Raw genomic sequence first — 16497 nt, 5'->3', positions numbered from 1 at the left:
CAATCAGCGGTGCGCTTGCGGGGGCTGTTGCGCCGAAGTTGTATTGGAAAGATGAAGCGCGGGACGCCTAGCCCTTCATCCGTTTGTCGCGTGCGGCAAGCAATTTCAGGCGCAGGGCGTTGAGTTGGATAAAGCCAGCGGCGTCTTTCTGGTCGTAGGCGCCTGCGTCGTCTTCGAAGGTGACGTGGGCCTCTGAGTAGAGCGAGTGATCGGACCAGCGGCCCACACACTGTGCGCTGCCTTTGTAGAGTTTCAGGCGCACGGTGCCGGTGACATGGGCCTGGCTTGCGTCGATGGCGGCTTGCAGCATTGTGCGTTCGGGCGAGAACCAGAAGCCATTGTAGATCAGCTCAGCATAGCGGGGCATCAGCTCATCTTTGAGGTGCATCGCGCCGCGGTCGAGGGTGATGGATTCGATACCGCGGTGCGCTTCGAGAAGAAGGGTGCCACCGGGGGTTTCATAGATGCCGCGCGACTTCATGCCAACAAAGCGGCCCTCCACCAGGTCAAGCCGGCCGCAGCCGTGTTTGCCGCCCAGCTCATTGAGTTTGGTCAGGAGAGTGGCGGGCGACAAGGCTTCGCCGTTGATGGAGACAGCATCGCCTTTTTCAAACCCGATCTCGATGTATTCGGGGGTATTGGGGGCCTCTTCGGGGTGCACGGTGCGTTGATAGACGTAATCGGGGGCTTCAACAGCGGGATCTTCGAGGACTTTACCCTCAGAGGAGGTGTGCAGCAGGTTCGCATCGACGCTGAAAGGTGCCTCACCGCGTTTGTCCTTGGCGATGGGGATCTGGTTCTTTTCGGCAAAGTCGATGAGCTTGGTGCGGCTGGTCAGATCCCATTCACGCCAGGGCGCGATGACCTTGATGTCGGGGTTGAGAGCATAGGCCGCCAGTTCAAAGCGCACCTGGTCGTTGCCCTTGCCCGTGGCACCGTGGGCCACGGCATCAGCGCCGGTTTCCTCAGCGATTTCGACCAGACGTTTGGAGATCAGCGGGCGGGCGATGGAGGTGCCCAGCAGGTAGAGCCCTTCGTAGACCGCATTGGCCCGGAACATCGGGAAGACGAAGTCGCGCACGAATTCTTCGCGGATGTCTTCGATATAGATGGCGGAGGCGCCCATCAGTTCAGCCTTGGCGCGGGCGGGCTCAAGCTCTTCTCCCTGGCCGAGGTCGGCGGTGAAAGTCACCACCTCGCAGCCATATTCGGTCTGCAACCATTTCAGGATGATGGAGGTATCGAGACCACCGGAATAAGCGAGCACAACTTTCTTAGGCGCGGACATGGGATTCCCTTTCTGATCTGCGCGCGGGGTAGCGGGTTTTCAGCGTGTGGGCAAGACGGGCGCGTTGACGGGGCGGGTGGACGGGCCTACCAACGCGGGATGCAACCGGAGGCGCGCAATGACTGAGAATTTTGAGGCAATGGCAACCCTGGCGGCTGCCAAGATGCGCCCGGTCTTTTCTGCGACCCCTTTGTTGAAGAACGAATTGCTGTCTGAGAGGTTTGACGCTGAGATTTGGCTCAAGCGCGAAGATCTGACGCCGGTACGGTCCTACAAACTGCGCGGGGCGTTCAATGCGATGCGCAAGGTTATCCCGGATCAGTCGCTGTTTGTCTGTGCCTCGGCGGGCAATCACGCCCAGGGCGTTGCTTTCATGTGCAAGCATTTTGGAGTGCAGGGTGTGATTTTCATGCCAGTGACCACGCCAGAGCAAAAGATCCTGAAGACACGTATGTTTGGCGGGGATCATGCGGAGGTCAGGCTGGTTGGCGATTATTTCGACGCAACGCTTGTGGCCGCGCAGGAATTTTGCGCGGCGGAGGGCGGGCATTTTCTGTCGCCGTTTGATGATGTTGACGTGATTGAAGGTCAGGCTTCCGTTGCTGTTGAGATTGAGCAAGATCTGGGCAAAGCGCCAGATCACATCGTGATGCCGGTTGGCGGCGGGGGGCTGTCGGCAGGGGTGGTTGGGTATTTCGGATCGTCCTGTGGCTATACCTTTGTTGAGCCAACCGGTGCGATGAGCTTGGCAGCGGCCATTGAGGCCGGTGCACCGGTTGATGTTTCGCCCATTGATTCCTTTGTCGATGGTGCAGCGGTGGCCAAATTGGGCGCGCGCCCTTTTGAAGTGCTGAAATCCGTACCCCGTGCGGACATCATCAACCTGGATGAAGACCGCATTTGTCAGACCATCGTTGAGATGCTGAACGTCGAAGGGATCGTGCTGGAGCCCGCAGGTGCCATGTCGATTGAGGCGCTGGGCGAATTGCGTGATCAGATCAAAGGCAAAAAGGTGGTTTGCGTGGTCACGGGCGGCAACTTTGATTTTGAACGTCTGCCCGAGGTGAAAGAGCGCGCGCAGCGCTACGCTGGTTTGAAGAAGTATTTTATTCTGCGGTTGCCGCAACGTCCCGGCGCGCTGAGGGATTTTTTGGATATGCTGGGCCCCAACGATAACATCACGCGGTTTGAGTATATGAAAAAGTCTGCGCGCAACTTTGGGTCGGTTTTGATCGGGATCGAAACTGACAGGCCTGAGAATTTTGACGGGCTGTTTCAAAGGATTGAGGACAGCGGATTTGCCTATACCGACATCACCAATGATGAAACGCTGGCGCAGTTTGTGATCTGAGGAGGATCGGTCATGCAGTTTGAGGGCAGTTCAGTTGTGATCACCGGCGCAGGCAGCGGGATTGGCGCTGCCTTGGCGCGGCGTGTGGCGAAAATGGGGGCACGGGTTTGTGTGTCTGATCTGGATGGCGACAAAGCGGCGGCAGTTGCGCAAGAGATTGGCGGCATGTCGGTAGCATGCGATGTGCGCCATGAGGACCAGATCCAGGGCCTGATCCAGCAGGCGAGTGACACGCAGGGCGCTGTTGATATCTATGTCTCCAACGCCGGATTGGGCGGGGGGAACCCAGCCATGCGGCCTCGCAAAGCAATGAGATGTGGCAGCTCAATTGGGAGGTCCATGTGATGAGCCATGTCTATGCCTCCCGCGCTTTATTGCCGGGGATGCTTGCGCGGGGGTCTGGGCATTTGGTGAACGTTGCATCAGCGGCGGGGTTGCTGAACCAGATCGGGGATGCGGCCTATTCCGCGACGAAACATGCCGCTGTGAGCTTTGCTGAGTCCCTGGCTATCACCCATGGCAAGGATGGCATCGGTGTTTCTGTTGTATGCCCGCAGTATGTGGCCACCCCGTTGATTGGCAAGACTGAGGCGGATGCCGATAGCAAGGCATCGCTGTTGACCGCAGATGAAGTTGCGCAAGCGATCACAGCGGGTGTGGAAGCGGGCGATTTTTTGATCCTGTCGCATCCGGCTGTGCGCAGTTTTACGCAGCACCGTGCGGCGGATCACGACCGGTGGATCAGCAACATGCAGATGTTGCGGGCCAAGGCGCTGGAAACCTTTGGCAAAATCGACATCGAAGAGTTTTACAAGCTTATCTGACCGGCAACGCCATCTGGCAGCACGCCTTCGGGATCTTTCAAAAAGGCAGCGCGGGACTGTGCGAAACAAGTCAGAAGCGGGGCCATGTCCAAGTGGTTTGGCAGCTGTTTTTCATACTCCAGGCAAAGCGCCACGAAATCAGAAAAGCCCAGATTGGCTGCGCCGCCTTTCAAAAAGTGTAGTTTTTCGGGGATGGATCCTGTGGCTCCAGCCTCTGACAGGGCGTCCAATACCGCGGCCAGTTCAGAAAAGAACAGCAGGATGACTTCTTCAAAAGCGTCTTCGCCGACGTCTTCGTTTAGGTCGCGTACCCGATCCCAATCTATCATCAAAGCACCTATTGTTTTCAGACCCCACAGTCCCGCAAATTTCTTACCTAAATGAAAACAGCGCCCCGGCTTGGCCATGGCGCTCTTAAGCCGGCTTTAAGCCGGGATGTGTCACAGCGGTCGCGTACCTCATAAAAGCAAACGGTATCGATGAACGCTGAACACTTGCAGCAGGGGTATCCGCCCCCCCAAGAAGACGCTGCGCAGGCGTTTCGTGTGCTTGTGGTCGATGACAGCCGTCTGCAACGCCGCATCCTTTGTGCGATCCTGCGCAAATGGGGCTATCTGGTGGAAGAAGCCGATGGGGCAGAGAGCGCTTTGAAGATCTGTGCGCATTCTTTGCCGGATATGGTGATCAGCGATTGGATGATGCCCGGCACATCCGGGATCGAATTCTGCCACCAGTTTAGAGAGCTTTCTGGTGAGGATTATCGCTATTTCATCTTGCTGACGTCCAAGGGCGAAAAATCTGAGATTGCTCAGGGACTGGATTCTGGCGCTGATGATTTTCTGGTCAAGCCGGTGGACACAAGCGAATTGCGCGCGCGCATCACAGCAGGTGAGCGGATTGTCAGGATGCAGCGCGATCTGTCGGAAAAGAACCGGCTGGTCACCAAGACGTTAGAGGAACTGCAGCGGGTTTATGATCTGTTGGACCGCGATCTGATGGATGCCAAAAAGCTGCAAGAATCCCTGATGCGCGACAAATACCGGGAATTGCCCGAAGGCACGCTATCGCTGCTGTTGCGGTCTGCCGGGCATGTGGGTGGCGATTTGGTGGGTTATTTCCCGACCGATGATCACAAGTTGGGGATGTTTGCGGTGGATGTATCTGGCCACGGTGTCAGTTCGGCGCTGTTGACCGCCCGTCTGGCGGGCAACCTTTCAGCGGCGGCACCCGATCACAACATGGCGCTGGAGCGTCAGCCAGACGGCCGCTACTTTGCGCGTCCCCCAAAGGATGTGGTGGCAGATCTGAACACGCTGGCGCAAAGCGGTGTGGTGAATGATCACTATTTTACCCTGCTGCTTGCCTTTGTTGATCTTAAGACGGGAACGGTATGCATCACTCAGGCCGGTCATCCGCACCCCTTGGTGCAACGGGCAAACGGCTGTGTTGAACCGGTGGGGTGGGGCGGCTTTCCCGTGGGTCTGGTGCAGGACATCACCTATGATCAATTTCAGGTTCAGCTGATGCCCGGAGACCGGTTTTTGGTTTTGTCAGACGGGGTAACAGAATGCCCAGATCAACAGGGCAACTTGCTGGGCGAAGATGGGATTGAACGGATGGTTGAGCGTTTCAGCGATATTTCCGGTTTGGCCCTGTTTGAGGCGATCATCTGGGATCTGACAAAGTTTGCGGGGACCGAAGACTTTCCTGACGATGTGTCAGGCATGTTGTCTGAATACCGGGGACCGGCCTGAGGTTGACTTAGGTCACACTGCACAGAACGGGATCGGGCCGGGTTATTAGCGTCAGGCTGTTCCGCTTTGGGCCAGATATCGGGCCAACATGCTTCGATCCCCATCATTGCCAAGCTGCGCCATCGCCTCAGCCTGGGACAGAACCAATGTGACGTGATCCGGCTCAACCGGCTCAGTGATTTGGCGCACGGGGTGGGCGACATAAACAGTGCAGAGTTTTTCTGCCCACAGGTCATACTCAGGCATGAAAACAAAGCGGCGGAATGCGCCAAGCCGTCTTGGCCGCGCGATGCGCCATCCGATTTCTTCCAAAACTTCGCGGTGCAACGCTTGCAACGGTGACTCACCAGGATCAATGCCGCCGCCGGGCAGCTGGATGTCCAGCTCTGGCGTGATCTGCGCGGTGACAAGGAACCGGTTTTGCAAAGGCAGCACCGCATAGGCGCCCGGCCGCAAACGGTATGAGATGTCAGCCCTTGGTGGTTCGCCCAAACGTCGGATCATGGCACCCCCTTTTGCAGCACCTTGCTGCGCCTATATAGACGCGGTATGCCAAGCGGCCCGAGATAAGGAAACCCCCGATGACAGCAGATCTTTCGCATGGCGCGCAGATCGCCTGGGACGACAGTGTGTTGCCCTTCCAGCTGGACAACAGCGACATCCGTGGCCGCGTGGCGCGGCTTGATGGTGTGTTGGAAGGCATTCTGAAACAGCATGACTATCCGCCTGTTGTAGAAGCATTGGTCGCGGAGATGGCTTTGCTGACGGCCTTGATTGGGCAAACGATCAAGCTGCGGTGGAAGCTATCCTTGCAGGTACAGTCAAAGGGGGCTGTGCGCATGATCGCCACGGATTATTACGGCCCAGAAAATGAAGGGGAACCGGCCCGCATTCGCGCCTACGCCAGCTTTGATCGCGATAAACTGACTGAGGGCGCGCCGTTTGATCAGGTGGGCGATGGGTATTTCGCCATCATTATCGACCAAGGCGAGGGGATGAGCCCGTATCAGGGCATCACCCCGCTGGCAGGTGGCTCCCTTTCCGCCTGTGCTGAGGCGTATTTTGCGCAGTCTGAACAATTGCCAACCCGGTTTTCGCTGAGCTTTGGGCGGTCCTCTGAGCCGCAAAAGGCAGAGCATTGGCGCGCAGGGGGCGTGATGCTGCAGCATATGCCCAAAGCGTCCCCCTTTGCGGCCACCGGTGAGGGCACGGGCGATTTGCTTGCTGCGTCTGATTTGGTGTCAGGCAGCGAGGAAGAGAATTGGAACCGCGTGAACATCCTGCTTGATACGGTTGAAGATTTGGAACTGATCGGGCCTTCTGTGCCGCCGACGGATTTGCTGTTGCGTCTGTTTCACGAAGAACAACCGCGCGTGTTTGATGCGCAGGCCGTGCGTTTCGGCTGTACCTGTTCGGAAGACCGCGTGCGTCAAAGCCTGTCGATCTATTCGGCCAAGGACATCGAAAAGATGACCACCGATGAGGGTCGCGTGACAGCAGATTGCCAGTTCTGCGGGGCCCATTACGATCTGGACCCGGCCACTGTTGGTTTCGAAGCGGAAGCCGCGCCGGGTGGTTGACCAGATTGATGTCATTCGCGCAGCGCTTGCACGGGATGGGACAGAAACATCTGATTTTGATCTCAACCCGGATGTGAAGCTGCCAGAGGGGCGCATTTTGCGGCCCGCTGGTGTTTTGGCACCGATTATCGAACGGGATGGTGTTCTGCATCTGTTGCTGACCAAACGGTCCTCTGCGCTCAAACACCACCCCGGACAGATCGCCTTTCCCGGTGGCAAACAGGATGAGGGCGATGCCGATGTCATTGCCGCGGCCCTGCGCGAAGCCCGCGAAGAGATTGGGTTGCCCAGTGATCTTGTAGATGTGCTGGGCACGCTGTCTTCCCATGAAACGGTGACGGGGTTCACAGTTACACCTGTTTTTGCCTTTGTGAGAGACGGATTTGAGATCATCCCGGAGCCGGGCGAAGTGGAAGAGGTGTTCTCAGTCCCGCTTGAGCATGTGCTGAACCCACAGAACTACCTGATTGAATCCCGGCGCTGGCGTGGCACACGGCGCCATTATTTTGCGGTGCCTTACGGCCCCTATTACATCTGGGGCGCAACCGCGCGTATGTTGCGGGCATGGACCGAACGCATGACATCGTAATCCCGGCCGGCACCGCCTGGTTAAAGGATCAAGCGGCGCAAGCTGTTTGTGCTGCGATTGCGGCGGGCGGGTTTGATGTGTTTTTTGTGGGCGGCTGTGTGCGCAATGCGCTTTTGGATTTGCCCGATAGTGATGTTGATCTGGCCACCAGCGCGCGCCCTGCGGATGTCACCCGTCTGGCAGAGGCCGCTGGGCTGCGCGCGGTTCCGACTGGGATTGATCATGGCACGATCACCGTTGTTGCCCAGGGTGCCGCCTTTGAAGTCACCACCTTTAGAAAGGACGTTGCAACAGATGGCCGAAGGGCCGTTGTGGCGTTTTCAGAAGACATCAACGACGATGCGCGCCGCCGCGATTTCACGATGAATGCGCTTTATGCGGATGCAACGGGGGCTGTTCTGGATCCCTTGGGCGGACTGCCCGATCTTGTGGCGCGGCGCGTGCGCTTTATCGAAGACCCGGATGCCCGCATCAAAGAGGACTACCTGCGCATATTGCGGTTTTTTCGGTTTTCCGCCTGGTATGCGGATAGCGGGCAGGGGTTTGATGCCGATACCCTGGATGCCGTTGCCCGAAATACCGATGGCCTGGCACAGCTTTCGGCTGAGCGGATTGGCCAAGAGATGGCCAAGCTGCTTGCCGCTCCTGATCCGGCCCCTGCGCTTGGCGTGATGGATCAGACAGGGGTGTTGTCATCCCTTTTGCCCGGATCGGACATGCGGTTCCTGGCCCCTTTGATCCACATTGAGGGCCTTCTGGGCCTGTCGCCTGATTGGATCACCCGACTTGCCGCCTTGGGCGGTGCGGATGCCGCAGACCGGTTGCGGATGAGCAAGGCGGACAGCAAGGCGTTGGGCCTCTTGCAGGAGGTGGGGTTTGCCGGACCTGGGTTGGCTGAGGTTGCGTATCGTCACGGTGAAAGGTGCGCGACAAGTGCTGCTGCCTTGCGCGCCGTGTTGTCGGAGGCTGCACCACCCCACGACGTGTTAGAGACGATTTCAAAGGCCGCGGCTGAGACATTCCCCATCCAGGCCGCCGATCTGATGCCTGCCTATCAGGGCCGTGCGCTGGGCCAAAAACTCTCAGCGCTCGAAGCGGTTTGGATTGCCTCAGGTTTTTCAATGACCAAGGCCGATCTGCTGGCTTTGCCCTGAACGCTCGACTCGCTCAGGGTTTTGGCGTATCCAGCTGGCAGAATATGGAGGGTAGCAAAATGTTTCGCGGGATCTGGCTAGGCTAAACGCCTTTTCACCACATCTCTTATCGGGTCTGCGCTGGGCGCGGCGTCGATCATTTTGCACATACCGTCAAAGGCCTTCGCCCCATGTTCCGCTTTTTCGAAAACCTCATTGATCCTTACGTTCCGTATCAAGAGACGGATACCCCGCCGCGCAAGCTTTGGCCGTTCTTGCGGGATTATTGTTTGCCTTTCAAACGGGTGTTTGTTGTGACCGGCCTCATGTCGATTGTGGTCGCAGCTGTTGAGATTTGGCTGATCTACTACATGGGTCGGGTGGTCGATCTGTTGGGCACGGACCCCTCAAAGATGTGGGAAACCTACGGCACGGAGCTGTTGTGGGTCGGGTTGTTCATCCTATTCTTGCGGCCCATCCTGCAGGCCGCTGATGTGGCGTTGATCAACAACACAATCCTGCCAAATGTCGGCACGTTGATCCGCTGGCGGGCGCACCGTCAGGTGCTGCGCCAATCCGTTGGTTGGTTTGAGAATGATTTCGCCGGGCGTATCGCGAACCGGATCATGCAAACACCACCCGCCGCCGGTGAGGTGGTGTTTCAGACCTTTGATGCGATTTCCTATTCGCTGGCATATGTCATCGGCGCGGCCATCTTGCTGAGCACGGGTGACTGGCGGCTGATGCTGCCGATGCTGATTTGGTTGGTGCTCTATGCTGTGCTTGTACAGTGGACGGTGACACGGGTTGGCCCTGCGTCGCAGGCGGCTTCTGATGCGCGGTCGCAGGTGACGGGGCGCGTTGTGGATGCTTATACCAACATCCATTCGGTCAAGATGTTCGCCCATCATGATCTGGAAGTGGATCACGCCAAAGAAGCCATCGAATACGCCCGTCAGACGTTTCAAAAAGAGATGCGGATTTTTACCGTGATGGACGTTTGGCTGACTGTGCTGAATGGGTTGCTGATCCTTGGGGTTGTCGGTTGGGCGCTTGCGCTTTGGACCTGGGGCGAAGCCACCGTTGGTGTTGTCGCGGCTGCGGCTGCGCTGACCTTGCGGCTCAATGCCATGACCGGCTGGATCATGTGGGCGCTGTCGTCCTTTTTTCGTGAACTGGGTGTTGTTGCCGAAGGCATGGAAACCATCGCGCAGCCGATCACCTTGGTCGATAAACCAGATGCAAAGCCGCTTGACCTGACCGATGGCCGGATTGAACTTCAGGGCCTGACCCATCATTACGGCCGGTCTCAGGGCGGGCTGCAAAAGGTCAGCCTTGATATTCAAGCGGGTGAGCGGATTGGTATTGTCGGGCGGTCTGGTGCAGGTAAATCGACGCTCGTTAAGCTGCTGCTTCGCTTTTATGACGCAGAAGGCGGGCGGATCCTGATTGATGGTCAGGATATCGCAGAGGTGACCCAGGACAGCTTGCGCCGCAACATTGGGATGGTTCAGCAAGACAGCTCTTTGTTGCACCGTTCGGTGCGTGAAAACATCCTTTATGGTCGCCCTGATGCCACAGAGGAAGAGATGATTGCCGCAGCAAAGCAAGCGCAGGCGCATGATTTCATCCTGGATCTGGCCGATCCCGAAGGGCGCAGCGGGTATGATGCCCGCGTGGGTGAGCGTGGAGTGAAGCTCTCAGGTGGTCAGCGGCAGCGCATCACCCTGGCGCGCGTGATTTTGAAAGACGCGCCGATCCTGGTGTTGGATGAAGCAACATCTGCCCTGGATAGTGAGGTGGAGGCGATGATCCAGCAGACGCTTTACGGCATGATGACGGGCAAAACCGTGATCGCGATTGCGCACCGTTTGTCGACCATTGCTGAAATGGACCGGATCGTGGTGCTGGACGATGGCCGCATTGTTGAAGATGGTCGCCATGACGCGCTTTTGGCCCAAGGCGGACTATATGCAGATTTCTGGGAGCGGCAGTCAGGCGGCTTTTTGAAACTGGATGTTGAGGCTGAGGAATGATGCGTGCGCATTGAGAATTGGATCAAACCCTTTGCGCAGGCCGATGGCCCGCCGCCGCGATTTTTGGCCGCTTTTATGCGCTGGTGTCTGTCGGGGGCTTGGCCTGCGTTGTGTTTGGCTGCGTTTTTCTCCGCGCTTGCGGGGGCGATGGAGGCCGGAACGGCCTATATCCTGGGGCGGGTGATTGATGCGGCAGTCAATGCCGGGCCAGAGGCGTTTTTCGCGGCCGGGAATATGGCGTTGGTTGTGGGGGCGGTGGCCTTTTTCCTGGTGGCGCGGCCCATTTTGTTTGGCCTGTCGTCGGCGTCCAATTCCATCATCGTGGCACCCAACGTGAACCCCATGGTGCTGTCGCGCCTGCACCGTTGGACCTTGGGCCAGAACGTGAGTTTCTTTGACGATGATTTCGCAGGTCGCATTGCCCAAAAGCAGATGCAGACCGCGCGGGCGGTCACGGATGTGGTGGTAGAGGTGATCAATGTGGTCACCTTTGCGCTGGCATCGCTGTTGGGCTCTGTTGCTTTGCTGATCGCGATTGACTGGCGTGTCGCGATTGGGTTTGGCGTTTGGCTGTGCTTTTACTTCGCACTGATCCGGTGGTTCTTGCCGCGCATCCGCAAACGTTCAGCCGGGCGAGCGGCGGCGCGTGCGATGGTATCGGGCCAGGTCGTGGATACGATCACCAACATCAAGACGGTCAAGCTTTTTGCGCATGCCGATCATGAAGACCGCGCGGCGTTGGGGGCCATGGAAAGTTTCCGCGCGCGGGCGCTGGAGTTTGGATATCTCTCAGCTGGGTTTCGATTTTCGCTCATGACGCTTGCGGGGCTGTTGCCGGTGATCTTGCTGGGCGGGACGATCTTGTTGTGGCAACGCGGGATAGCCAGCGAAGGCGACATCGTCGCCGCAGGTGCCGTGGCGATCCGGATTGCGCAGATGACAGGCTGGGTCAGTTTCACGCTGATGGCGATCTATTCCAACATCGGTGAGGTTGAGGATGGGATGAAAACCCTCACCCCGCGTGTCCGGGTCGAAGATCTGCCCGATGCACAGCCGCTGGTCGTGGCGCGCGGAGAGATCGCGCTGGATGCTCTTGGCTTTGCCTATGGTCGCCAGACGGGCGGTATTTCGGATGTGAGTTTGACCATCAAACCGGGGGAAAAGCTGGGGATTGTCGGTGCCTCTGGTGCGGGCAAATCCACGCTCGTCGCTTTGCTGCTGCGCCTTTATGAGGCCGAAGAAGGCAAGATCAGCATTGATGGGAAGGACCTGCGCCATGTGACGCAGGAAAGCCTGCGCCGCAATATTGGGATGGTCACGCAGGAAACGGCGATGTTCAACCGCTCTGCGCGCGACAACATTCTTTACGGTCGGCCCGACGCCACAGAGGATGAGGTGATTGCCGCGGCAGAAGGTGCAGAGGCGCATGTTTTCATCCAGGATCTGCAGGATCATCGGGGCCGCAAAGGCTATGACGCGCATTTGGGTGAGCGCGGGGTCAAGTTATCTGGCGGGCAGCGGCAGCGGATCGCTTTGGCACGTGCCATTCTGAAAGACGCGCCAATCCTGGTTCTGGATGAAGCAACGTCGGCGCTTGATAGTGAGGTTGAAGCGGCGATTCAGACCGCCTTGACCCGCGTGATGGAAGGCAAGACCGTGCTTGCGATTGCACACCGGCTGTCCACCCTGACCGAGATGGACCGGATTGTGGTGATGGACGCAGGACAGATTGTTGAAACCGGCACCCATCAACAGCTATTGGCCCAAGACGGATTGTATGCGCGGTATTGGCAGCGGCAGTCTGGTGGATTTTTGAACGTGAAGGCCGCTGAATAGCAATGACAGAATACAGGATTGAGCGGCTGGGCCACCTTGGCGATGGAATTGCGCCTGGCCCTGTCTTTGCGCCGATGACCCTGCCGGGTGAGGTGGTCACAGGCAGGCTGGAGGGGCAGAACCTGCATGATGTGCGCATTGTCACGCCTTCTGACGATCGTGTTGCGCCACCTTGCCGTCATTTCAAATCTTGTGGCGGCTGCGGGTTGCAGCATGCATCAGATGATCTTGTGGCAGCTTGGAAAGTTGATGTTGTCAAACAGGCGCTCACCTCACACGGGTTAGAGACAGTGTTTCGGCCCATCGAAACCTCTCCTGCGTTGTCTCGCAGACGGGCCACCTTTGCCGCACGACGCACAAAGAAAGGTGCGATGGCTGGGTTTTACGGGCGCGGATCAGACACCGTCATTGAAGTGCCTGATTGCCAGTTGCTGTTGCCGCAGGTGCGCGCCGGGCTGGAGGTGGCAAAGGCATTGGCGATGGTGGGGGCCAGCCGCAAAGCAGCGCTTGCGGTGACGGTGACCGCATCTGATGCTGGCCTGGATGTGGCGGTGTCAGGCGGCAAGCCCCTGGATGGCCCCCTGCGGCTTGCCTTGGCGCAGCTTTGTGAACAGCTGGCTTTGGCCCGGCTGGCTTGGGAGGGTGACGTCATCGCGATGCGCGCCGCCCCGATGCAGCGCTTTGGCAATGCCGATGTCACGCCGCCCCCGGTTCCTTCTTGCAAGCGACGCGCGACGGGGAGCGGGCGCTGATGCGCGCCGTTCATGAGGCTGTGGGGGACGCGGGGCAGATCGTTGATCTCTTTTCCGGCTGCGGCACCTTTTCGCTTCCGCTCTCTGCCCTTGGCACCGTGCACGCGGTTGAGGGCGAAGCGGAGATGGTTGAGGCGTTGGAGATGGGATGGCGCAAGGCAACCGGGTTGAAACCTTTGACCACAGAGGCGCGGGATCTGTTCCGCCGCCCGCTTTTGCCCGATGAGTTGGCCGCCTTTGACGCTGCGGTGATTGACCCGCCCCGTGCCGGGGCCGAACGTCAGGTGAGTGAGATTTGCAAAGCGGCAGTCCCACGCATCGCCTTTGTGTCCTGTAACCCTGTCACCTTTGCGCGGGATGCGCGGATGCTGTGTGATGCCGGGTATCAACTCAATTGGGTGCAAGTGGTGGATCAATTCCGCTGGTCCGCACATGTCGAACTTGCCGCATCTTTCACCACCTCCGGCTGACAAAGCCCTGCGGGGTGCTCACAGTCTTTTGAACACGCGCAATTGTGGTATATGCTAGCGCCAAAGCAGGGCGATAAGCCCGCAAAAGAGGCACAGGCGATGAAACGCAGACATTTGATACTTGGTGGGACGGCGCTGGTGGCGCTTGGTGCCTGCAGCCCCAGTAAATTCAAACGGTATTACGGCCCTGAAGTGACCTATGTTGTGGTGAACAAAGAGGCGCGTCGGATGTATCTGCTGCACCACGACAAGGTGCTTGAGGAATACAACATTCGTCTGGGCTTTGCCCCCGTTGGTCACAAAGCCATCGAAGGGGATGGTAGAACGCCCGAGGGCATTTATTGGATTGACCGGCGCAATCCGAATTCACGGTTCCATCTGTCGCTGGGCATTTCATACCCCAACGCACGGGATCGTGCCCGCGCCGCGGCGATGGGCAAAGAACCCGGTGGCGATATCTTTATCCACGGGCAGCGCAATCCGCTTAGGAAAGACACTGGGGATTGGACCTGGGGCTGTATTGCGGTGAAGAACAAAGAGATGGAAGACATCTACGCCATGGTGCGTGACGGCACGCCCATTCAGATCAATCCGTAAGGGAACAACCCGGATTGGATTGGTGAGAGACCGATTCGGAACACGGTAGGGTGTGGGTTTGGCCGGTTTGAATTACGCCCGACTTGGCGGGATAGGCTGAAAGCGCCTTAGTTCCCCATCACCAAGGTCCACCAGATCTTGCCATTGCTTTCCTGATACCAGGCAAAGCCCATGTTCCGCGCTTCAGGCGACATCAGAACACGGCGTGTGTCTGGCTGTTCCATCCAGGCCGCCAGCGTTTCCAGCTCAGATTCGTATGTTTCTGAGATCGTCTCGCCGATCAGTCGGCCACCATAGCCCACGCGTGCAATGCGGTCGATGGGAGAAGACCCGTCAGAGCCAAAGTGCCAGGGGCGGTTTTGCACGGACATGTCCCGCGAATGCGTTGCGGCGGCGGCGTTAAGCTTGGGATCAAGCTGCACAGCGGCACCGCCACTGGCTTGGCGCAGGGCATTCACCGAATCGAGCATGCGGAACTGGATCTTGCCGGTATCACCACGACTGATGCGGTAGACCTGTGCGCGGGCTTGGCCATCACTGCCCAAAGGGGGCGGTGTTGGGGCGCAAGCGGCCAGGGCCAAGATCAAAACCGAGAGGATGGATGTGATACGGAGCATGCTGTTGTTTTCCTCGTAACAGGTTTACCTGCCTTATCGCGCTGCACGTTGCAGTTCAAACGCACATCGGCGTTACCGTGCCGGATGACGGTTGTTTGATTTGATACTGCGACTTTCGAGCCATATAAATTCGCTAGTTTAGCAAAACTGCAATTATGGAGCAGACAATGTCTAATAAGCGTTTTTCCGCCACCAGCCGCCGCAGCTTTCTGGCTGGCAGCACGGCCATGCTGGCCACACCGGCGTTGGCGCAGACCAGCGGCGTCAACTCTGCGGCGACAACCCAGGTTGAGCGTGACATCACCGAATCTGTGCGCCGCAACATCTCAAGCTTCCGCACGCTGGATTGGCAGCCTTATTTCGATAACACCCGCAACGGGGCGATTCTGGTCGATATTGACAGCCGCGCGGTACACTATTGGTCCGAAGACCAAAGCATTTATAAGCTTTACCCATCCAGCGTTCCGCTGACCGAAGATCTGACACGCCGGGGCCGCACGCGGGTCACGCTAAAAGATCCTGAGCCTGACTGGCGTCCGACGCCTTCTATGAAAAAGCGTAACCCGGAATGGCCTGACTATATTGGTCCTGGCCCCGACAATCCGCTTGGCACACGGTCGCTGCACCTAAGCTGGACGTATTACCGTATTCACGGCACCCACGATACGCGCAAGATTGGGCGTAAATCCTCAAACGGCTGCATTGGCCTTTATAATGAGCATATTGAGGAGCTTTTCGAGATGGCCAATGTGGGCACACAAGTGTTGCTTATTTGACGACATTCGGGCGCTTGTGGGACACAGCGGGGAAATCCGGGTTTGCATTCCCGTGTTTATGCTGTTTAGAAAGTCCTACGAGGTAAGTCTTGGGCGCGTGTGCGCGTAATTGCGTTGCACGCCACTTCTGGAGGTTATGTTATGAAGAAGCTCGTTCTCGCTGCTGCGCTGTCTGCTGCCGCATCCACTGCTTTTGCTGGCTCCCTGGCGGATCCAGTGATCGAAGCACCTGTGATCGTTGAAGAAGCAACCGGTTCTTCCGGTGGCGTCATCATCCCACTGGTTCTGCTGGTGCTGGTTGCTGCAGCTCTGTCCGACTAATTCGGAACTCAGCATCTAAAACAAAGAAGGCGGCGCTTTTCGTGCCGCCTTCTTTGCGTTCGGGGATAGGGAAGCAGCCACTACAGCTGCCCTTGCTCTTCCAACACTTTGCGGGCGACGCGAAAGCACTCAAGCCCTTGCGGCACGCCGCAGTAGATGGCCACCACATGGATGATGGCGCGAATCTCTTCTTTGGAAACGCCGTTATTGATCGCGCCGCGGCAGTGAATCTCCCATTCGGCCATTTTGCCCAACGCGCCGATCATTGACAGGTTCATCATCGACCGGGTCTTGGCGTCAATCACATCATCGCCCCAGCCAAATCCCCAGCACCATGCTGTCATCGCTTCTTGGAAGGGTCGGGTGAAATCGTCAGCGGCGGCGAGGTTTTTCTCAACATATGCGGCACCCAGGGTGCCTTTGCGTTGTTCCAACCCTTTGAGGAACAGATCCTCGTCAAAGGTGCTCATGCGGTATCCTTTCGTGTGAGATGTCGGGGTCCGGTACGCTGGTAGCGCAAGTTCAGCTTTGCCCCAATAGGCGTGTTGCGCGCTGGTGCGATACCGACCTGCG

At 57.9% G+C, this 16497-nt stretch carries 17 protein-coding genes and 1 pseudogene; 13 read left to right on the top strand and 5 right to left on the bottom strand.

The annotated features are described in order from the left end of the window. Positions 1-67: 67 nt before the first annotated feature. Entirely contained in the window at positions 68-1288 is a 1221-nt protein-coding gene (locus ACZ1HM_RS00980) for an argininosuccinate synthase (protein ID WP_472740644.1), read from the bottom strand. A 118-nt stretch (positions 1289-1406) separates the two neighbouring features. On the opposite strand from ACZ1HM_RS00980, the gene ilvA reads away from it, so the two are divergent. The 3 genes from ilvA to ACZ1HM_RS00965 are packed head-to-tail and all read left to right on the top strand — an operon-like array spanning position 1407 to position 3463. Then, positions 1407-2639 (top strand): threonine ammonia-lyase IlvA, encoded by a 1233-nt coding sequence (gene ilvA / locus ACZ1HM_RS00975; protein ID WP_472740642.1) that lies wholly within the window; start codon positions 1407-1409, stop codon positions 2637-2639. A gap of 12 nt (positions 2640-2651) precedes the next feature. Then, positions 2652-2984: an SDR family oxidoreductase gene (locus ACZ1HM_RS00970; protein WP_472740640.1), complete on the top strand. Its 333-nt coding sequence runs from the start codon at positions 2652-2654 to the stop codon at positions 2982-2984. After that, positions 2984-3463 (top strand): SDR family NAD(P)-dependent oxidoreductase, encoded by a 480-nt coding sequence (locus ACZ1HM_RS00965; RefSeq protein ID WP_472740638.1) that lies wholly within the window; start codon positions 2984-2986, stop codon positions 3461-3463. The genes ACZ1HM_RS00970 and ACZ1HM_RS00965 overlap by 1 nt, the downstream gene beginning before the upstream one ends. Here ACZ1HM_RS00965 and ACZ1HM_RS00960 read toward each other — a convergent pair. Then, complete coding sequence (locus ACZ1HM_RS00960) at positions 3448-3792, bottom strand: Hpt domain-containing protein (protein ID WP_472740636.1); 345 nt, start codon at positions 3790-3792, stop codon at positions 3448-3450. The genes ACZ1HM_RS00965 and ACZ1HM_RS00960 overlap by 16 nt on opposite strands. Before the next feature lie 150 nt (positions 3793-3942). Between ACZ1HM_RS00960 and ACZ1HM_RS00955 the strand changes: the two genes are divergently transcribed. After that, positions 3943-5217, top strand: a complete 1275-nt coding sequence (locus ACZ1HM_RS00955) for a PP2C family protein-serine/threonine phosphatase (RefSeq protein WP_472740634.1) — start codon at positions 3943-3945, stop codon at positions 5215-5217. 51 nt (positions 5218-5268) lie between these two features. Here ACZ1HM_RS00955 and ACZ1HM_RS00950 read toward each other — a convergent pair whose 3' ends face one another. Continuing rightward, positions 5269-5721, bottom strand: coding sequence for an NUDIX domain-containing protein (locus tag ACZ1HM_RS00950; RefSeq protein ID WP_472740632.1), 453 nt, complete (start codon positions 5719-5721; stop codon positions 5269-5271). Positions 5722-5798: 77 nt separating this feature from the next. Between ACZ1HM_RS00950 and hslO the strand changes: the two genes are divergently transcribed. The 7 genes and pseudogenes from hslO (at position 5799) to ACZ1HM_RS00915 (ending at position 14210) form a co-directional block, all read left to right on the top strand. Further along, positions 5799-6797: an Hsp33 family molecular chaperone HslO gene (hslO, locus tag ACZ1HM_RS00945; RefSeq protein WP_472740630.1), complete on the top strand. Its 999-nt coding sequence runs from the start codon at positions 5799-5801 to the stop codon at positions 6795-6797. Then, the gene (locus ACZ1HM_RS00940) at positions 6790-7386 is read left to right on the top strand and encodes a CoA pyrophosphatase (RefSeq protein ID WP_472740628.1); all 597 of its coding nucleotides are present in this window, start codon (positions 6790-6792) and stop codon (positions 7384-7386) included. Before hslO ends, ACZ1HM_RS00940 begins: the two co-directional genes overlap by 8 nt. Next, complete coding sequence (locus ACZ1HM_RS00935; protein ID WP_472740626.1) at positions 7362-8540, top strand: CCA tRNA nucleotidyltransferase; 1179 nt, start codon at positions 7362-7364, stop codon at positions 8538-8540. Before ACZ1HM_RS00940 ends, ACZ1HM_RS00935 begins: the two co-directional genes overlap by 25 nt. A gap of 170 nt (positions 8541-8710) precedes the next feature. Next, positions 8711-10555, top strand: a complete 1845-nt coding sequence (locus ACZ1HM_RS00930; protein WP_472740624.1) for an ABC transporter ATP-binding protein — start codon at positions 8711-8713, stop codon at positions 10553-10555. A 3-nt stretch (positions 10556-10558) separates the two neighbouring features. Further along, entirely contained in the window at positions 10559-12391 is a 1833-nt protein-coding gene (locus ACZ1HM_RS00925) for an ABC transporter ATP-binding protein (protein ID WP_472740622.1), read from the top strand. Positions 12392-12393: 2 nt separating this feature from the next. Then, positions 12394-13613 (top strand): annotated as a pseudogene (locus tag ACZ1HM_RS00920) (class I SAM-dependent RNA methyltransferase). 99 nt (positions 13614-13712) lie between these two features. Continuing rightward, positions 13713-14210: a L,D-transpeptidase family protein gene (locus tag ACZ1HM_RS00915; protein ID WP_472740620.1), complete on the top strand. Its 498-nt coding sequence runs from the start codon at positions 13713-13715 to the stop codon at positions 14208-14210. Positions 14211-14317: 107 nt separating this feature from the next. Here the strand turns inward: ACZ1HM_RS00915 and dalA are convergent, their stop codons facing one another. Continuing rightward, on the bottom strand, positions 14318-14827 hold the full coding sequence (dalA, locus tag ACZ1HM_RS00910; RefSeq protein WP_472740618.1) for a divisome-associated lipoprotein DalA: 510 nt from the start codon (positions 14825-14827) through the stop codon (positions 14318-14320). Positions 14828-14994: 167 nt separating this feature from the next. Between dalA and ACZ1HM_RS00905 the strand changes: the two genes are divergently transcribed. After that, the gene (locus ACZ1HM_RS00905) at positions 14995-15603 is read left to right on the top strand and encodes a L,D-transpeptidase (RefSeq protein WP_472740616.1); all 609 of its coding nucleotides are present in this window, start codon (positions 14995-14997) and stop codon (positions 15601-15603) included. A gap of 141 nt (positions 15604-15744) precedes the next feature. After that, on the top strand, positions 15745-15924 hold the full coding sequence (locus tag ACZ1HM_RS00900) for a hypothetical protein (RefSeq protein WP_472740614.1): 180 nt from the start codon (positions 15745-15747) through the stop codon (positions 15922-15924). An 80-nt stretch (positions 15925-16004) separates the two neighbouring features. Here ACZ1HM_RS00900 and ACZ1HM_RS00895 read toward each other — a convergent pair whose 3' ends face one another. Then, positions 16005-16394 (bottom strand): carboxymuconolactone decarboxylase family protein, encoded by a 390-nt coding sequence (locus ACZ1HM_RS00895; protein WP_472740612.1) that lies wholly within the window; start codon positions 16392-16394, stop codon positions 16005-16007. Between the last annotated feature and the right edge of the window lie 103 nt (positions 16395-16497).

The sequence above is a fragment of the Sulfitobacter sp. GN1-4 genome, from assembly GCF_055693825.1.
This window is presented reverse-complemented; position numbering and strand designations above follow the sequence as displayed.